This is a genomic window from Synechococcus sp. R5-12, from assembly GCF_047502655.1.
Taxonomy (GTDB): Bacteria; Cyanobacteriota; Cyanobacteriia; order Thermostichales; family Thermostichaceae; genus Thermostichus.
Genome location: NZ_JANSIM010000104.1, coordinates 1 through 5,003, shown reverse-complemented (window position 1 = coordinate 5,003; position 5,003 = coordinate 1). Strand labels below are relative to the sequence as shown.

General features: G+C 56.5%; 7 protein-coding genes. 1 reads left to right on the top strand and 6 read right to left on the bottom strand.

Annotated features, from left to right (window positions below; genetic code table 11):
- The first annotated feature begins 459 nt into the window (after positions 1–459).
- Positions 460–1,143, top strand: a complete 684-nt coding sequence (locus NW843_RS06625; RefSeq protein WP_414522462.1) for a hypothetical protein — start codon at positions 460–462, stop codon at positions 1,141–1,143.
- A 35-nt stretch (positions 1,144–1,178) separates the two neighbouring features.
- Here the strand turns inward: NW843_RS06625 and NW843_RS06620 are convergent, their stop codons facing one another.
- The 6 genes from NW843_RS06620 to NW843_RS06595 form a co-directional block, all read right to left on the bottom strand.
- Positions 1,179–2,405, bottom strand: a complete 1,227-nt coding sequence (locus tag NW843_RS06620) for a class I SAM-dependent methyltransferase (RefSeq protein WP_414522461.1) — start codon at positions 2,403–2,405, stop codon at positions 1,179–1,181.
- Between the two features lie 34 nt (positions 2,406–2,439).
- A complete protein-coding gene (locus NW843_RS06615) occupies positions 2,440–2,613 on the bottom strand; it encodes a hypothetical protein (RefSeq protein WP_414418256.1) in 174 nt (57 codons plus the stop codon).
- Positions 2,614–2,660: 47 nt separating this feature from the next.
- Positions 2,661–3,212, bottom strand: coding sequence for an NAD(P)H-quinone oxidoreductase subunit J (locus NW843_RS06610; RefSeq protein ID WP_011433902.1), 552 nt, complete (start codon positions 3,210–3,212; stop codon positions 2,661–2,663).
- 1 nt (position 3,213) lies between these two features.
- Positions 3,214–3,954 carry an NADH dehydrogenase subunit K gene (locus tag NW843_RS06605; RefSeq protein ID WP_041436717.1) on the bottom strand — a complete coding sequence of 247 codons (741 nt, stop codon included), beginning with the start codon at positions 3,952–3,954 and terminating at the stop codon, positions 3,214–3,216.
- Positions 3,945–4,307 carry a photosynthetic/respiratory NAD(P)H-quinone oxidoreductase subunit C gene (ndhC, locus tag NW843_RS06600; protein WP_414424565.1) on the bottom strand — a complete coding sequence of 121 codons (363 nt, stop codon included), beginning with the start codon at positions 4,305–4,307 and terminating at the stop codon, positions 3,945–3,947. Before ndhC ends, NW843_RS06605 begins: the two co-directional genes overlap by 10 nt.
- Positions 4,308–4,413: 106 nt before the next feature.
- Positions 4,414–4,656, bottom strand: coding sequence for a hypothetical protein (locus NW843_RS06595; RefSeq protein WP_414344867.1), 243 nt, complete (start codon positions 4,654–4,656; stop codon positions 4,414–4,416).
- Positions 4,657–5,003: the final 347 nt, after the last annotated feature.

Sequence of the window (5,003 nt, the reverse complement as noted above, 5' to 3'; positions counted from 1 at the left end):
GACCCTACGGGTACAGTGCGGGGCTCCTGCAATTTCTAGCTGAAGTGGCTCTTGCAGGTTTAGAGTGGCGATTGACTTGTAGTTGTGGCCATACTGGAGGGATGGCGTAAAGAACTGCAACCTCAGCAGTACACCAGAGTCATCTTGAAGTGCAGTGAAATAGTGCAGTAAAATTGTCTCTAAGGCGTTCTTTGTTCTTTGTGTTGGTTCTAGCTCCCCTTTCTCCTTAAAAAAAGAGGAGTTGTGAGTGAGAGAAAACCTACCCAAACATTACCTATGGTCAAAACAATCTTCAAGACAATCTCCTCTTCCACCCTGGGGTCGATGATGTTGCCTTTCTCCTGCCGCCAGCTTTGGATAACTGCCTTTCCCGCGTTGGCCGGAGTTACGGTGGCTATTGGTGGCCTTGGGGCGGGAGGATCCCTGTGGCAGGCGGGAGCAGCAGGTTTGGCTACGGGGATGACGGGCTATGTGGCTTCTGCTCTATCTGGAAGCGAGGCCAAAGCCAAAATCCAGCTTCTGCAGCACCTCGAAAATCGACAGAAGCAAAACGAAATCACTCCTTCAGACCTACAGCAACTGCAAAGCGAACTGGCCAACCTGCGTGCTGCCCTTGAAGATTGGGCAAAAGTCCAGCAGAAGGGGGTGGCTGCTGCCCAACCTTATGATGAGGCTCGTTCGCAAGCTCAAACTCCTCAGCTTCATTTTGAAACAGAGATCCAGATCCAATCTCAAGAAGAACGACTTCCTCAGTTACGCGCAGAAGAGCAAAGCCTGAAAGCCTCGATTGGAGATTTACAAGCCAAGAAAAAAAGGCTCATTCAGTCCCTCAAAGAGGGCATAGCCAAGGTGGAACAACTCCAATCAAAACAGAATCTCCTCAAGCAAGATATTGCCCGCCTAACCCAGGCTGATCCCTCAACAGCTGCTGGCAACTTCGCGGAACGGCCATCCGTTCCCAAAAAAGGATCTCCAGACGTATCTCTCAACTTGGCCCGCATGACCAAAACTGCCGCCGGCGTCGCATGGGCCGATAAATATGACGAAGTCTTTGCAACCCTCGAGGAGCGAATCGACAACCTGGAAGATAGCGCCAGAGCAATGGCAGAACTGGCATCGATGGAAGGCAACGGTAGCCGGTAGGGGCAGACATCTCATCCCAATAGCACCGAAACGGTTCACAGCTCTGGCTCGCCAAAGCCCCGCAGAGGATGAGCATATTCTGAGGGGGTCAGGCCCTTAGCCTGCACCAATACTCCAAAGCCCCCCAACCCCATGGGATCCAGCAGCGCATGAAGAGCGGATCGCCGCCGCAAAACTTGGCCCACATCCACAGCTTCGCCGCCAACCGAGCTCCCCATTTGGCTGAGGGCAGCCAGCCGCTCGGTCAATCCCAGGTTCACCAAAAAGTTGCTCTGCCGGGTGAACCCCAGGCATCTTAGCCCCAGAGATTCTCCCACTTGCTCTAGGGTCGTAAAGTCCACATGAGCGGTGAGATCCTGGGATCCCACCCGAACATAGGGATCCGTGTAGCTGCCGTGCTGTCGATAGGCCAGGAGCGTACCTTGGGCGCGGTGGGGGCTGTAGTAGCGCTGGGCGGTGTGGCCATAATCGATGGTGAGCACGTAGCCTCGCCGGAGCTTGCGGGCCAGGAGCTGCAGCCACTCCAAGGCTTTTAGGTTCACCTCGGTTTGGTAGCCCGACGGATAGGTTTCTACAGGGATCCCCAGACGGGCGAAGTACTCTCTTAGCTCAGGAGTGGACAGATCCCCCAGCACTTCCCGGAAGTTGGCTTCTGCAGCCTCGCTGCAATCGACATAGATTTCCCGCAAAGCCCCATCCTGTACCTGCACCCGATGCACCGGAAAAGCATCCACCAGCTCATTGGAGAAAAAGCAGCCTGTAACTGAGTTATCCGGGATCCCGTCCCAATCCAACCAGCGCACCTTCTCCCCAAAAGGAGCCAATCGCTCCTGTTGGAGCTGCCGCAGGTGGGCAGAACGCTCCAGGATCCCATATTCCAGTGCCTGCCAAAAAGGGGGGTTAGCGGAGCGCACGTAGGTCAGCCAATCCTGGGCCAGGCGACCGCTGCCCGCCCCCATCTCGATCACCTTGAAGTCAGGGGGGGATCCCAAAATGTGCCAGAACTGGTGGATTTGCTCCGCCAACAGTTGGGCAAAGTCCGCCGCCAGGTGGGGAGAGGTGAGGTAGTCGGGGCCAATCGGGGATCCCTGCTCGTAATAGCCCAACCCTGGCTCGTAGAGAGCCCACTCCATAAACTGGGCAAAGGTCACCGGTCCTTGAGCGCGAATGCGGCTGACAATCAACTCCCGCAACTTCTGCGTGGCCTGAGGTGTCGATAGAGAAAGACTCGGGTCGCGTAGGTGTTGCTCAGGAGCGATCACAGGTGAGGATTCCAGGGATCCAGACTCACTCAACTTACTTGTTCAGGGGACGACGCCAATTTTGGCGAAACTGACGGTTTGAGACCAACAACACAGGCCAGAGGGCCGATACCAGCCACTTCCCGGAGCCCGAATAGATGCGATCCGCCTTGCGGGCCGAGTACCAAACTCCTCCTGCGTAGATTGCCAAGAGCAAAAAAGGCCACATCTCAACCCATCCTATTCAACGCTGCTCACCGAGTCAGGGATCCCCAATCAGTAGGCATCCTGCAGCTCATAGAAGTCAGGCGTGATGTAGTCCTTGCGCAGGGGCCACCCTATCCAGTCTTCCGGCATTAAAATCCGCTTCAGGTTCGGGTGTCCCTCGAAAACAATGCCGTACATGTCGTAGGTTTCCCGTTCCTGCCAATCCGCCGACTTCCAAATCCAGTATACGGAAGGCAGCCGTGGATCCTGGCGAGGCAACTTTACCTGGAGCCGCACCTCCTGAGGGCGATCCGCCCCGTCTGACAGCTTGATCAGGTGGTAAAGGCTGACCAGTGGCTGCCCTGCCCCCAGGTCATACCCGCACTGGCACTCCAGGTAGTTAAAGCCGTAGGCATAGAGGGCGGTACACAAGGGTAGGAGAAAGTCCCGCTCCACCTCCAACAGCTCTACCCCCGCTGCGTCTCTCCCCAAATACTGGTGCTCGAAGCCGTTGTCGGCCAGAAACTGGGAAACCGGGCCCCGCTCCAACGTCACCAAGGGTTCCGACTGCTCGCCTGCGGATGGCGGTGCTTGTTTTTCCTGGGCATTTTCCTCTGCCATCTCACACTCCTCCCTGCAAGGCTTTGAGCTGCTGTTCCGCCTGCTTAAAGTCGGCAGTTTGCAAAGCCGGGGGCACTGGCAAGCCAATGGCCGCAGCCAGCTCTGGCGGGGGAGCTTGGCGGGTCTCGCTCTCCAGATACTTGCCGGTGATGATCTCCGGCACAGGCTTGAGGTTGTGCTTAACCGTGTAGTAGCGGTGGGTTTGCTGCAGACGGCCTCGTTCCCGCATGTCCTCGGCGGCGATCTTCTTGCGCAGCTTGACAATGGCATCCATGATCGCTTCTGGACGAGGAGGGCAGCCGGGAATGTACACATCCACCGGGATCAGCTTGTCCACCCCCCGCACTGCCGTGTAGGAATCGGAGCTGAACATGCCACCGCTGATGGTGCAAGCCCCCATGGCGATCACGTACTTCGGCTCAGCCATTTGCTGGTAGAGCTTGACCAACGCCGGCGCCATTTTCATGGTGACCGTACCTGCCGTGATGATCAAATCAGCGGTGCGTGGCGAAGAACGAGGCAACAGGCCAAACCGGTCGAAGTCAAAGCGGGATCCCAGCATGGCAGCAAACTCGATGAAGCAGCAGGCGGTGCCGTAGAGCAGCGGCCAGAGGCTGGACATCTTAGCCCAGTTGTACAGGTCGTTCACCGTCGTCAGAACGACGTTGTTGGAGAGGTCGGTAGTCACCTGGGGGGCAGCCCCCGGAAACAAGACTTGCGATTTCTCAGACGTCATGACCATTCCAATGCTCCTTTTCTCCAGGCGTACACAAGACCCACCACAAGGATGGCGATGAAAATCAGGGCCTCCACAAAGGCCAACAGCCCCAAGCGGTGAAACGCCACTGCCCAGGGATAGAGGAACACCGTCTCTACATCGAAAATGACGAAGACCAGTGCGAACATGTAGTAGCGAATGTTGAACTGGATCCAGGCTTGCCCAAACGGCTCCATGCCCGACTCGTAAGTGCTGCGCCGCAGGGATCCCCGCCGCTTTGGCGCCAAGAGTGCAGAAGCCCCCAGAGCCAAAACCGGCAGCAGAGAGCAGACGATTAGAAAAACCAGCAAATACTCGTAGCCGGACAGAACAAACACGACGCCAGACTGCCTCAGGTGCTCAACATTTAGATACGTTTCCAGTATAGAGCCAGTCTGGGGCTCCCCTGCGCCACGGGATCTTCAGTTCTGGTGATGATCACGATTATTGGGAGCGGCGTTTCTCCAGCCAGCCCCACACTCCGCTCACCACCGCCCCGGCCATCAGGATCCCCAAAGCCGGCTGAAACAAAGGCAGCCAGAGCCGCATCCAAAGTTTGTAGCCCAGTGGGATCCCAAGAAAAGCCCCGGTTACGGAAAAGACAAACCAGACAAACCCGGCGAACACCAGAAAGACAACGGCAATCAGGAAGTTATCCAGCCAGCGCTTGAGGTCAGAGGAAACCATAGGGATTGAGGCAGAACAGCTTGAAGTAGACCCAGAGGCAATCTGGGAACCGAACCTTTTGGGCCGCTAATGCCGATATCTCAGCATCTTTCACCCAGACAGACTGCCGGAATAAGTTCAACAGACAGGGTAGCTTACCCCAGCACTTGGTGAAGATCCCACGTGCACCTTTTTGGGTAGAGTAAGCTGTGCCGGCCCGCTGCTGACCCGCTGTGAACACAACCCAAAACCACGGTAGCGCCAGTAGGATTCCCCAGCCAGCCTGCTAACAATAAGTGAGATTTCCCTTCTGCCGCTTGGTCAGCTCAGCTAGAAATCGCAGGAGCCCCGCACTGTACCCGTAGGGT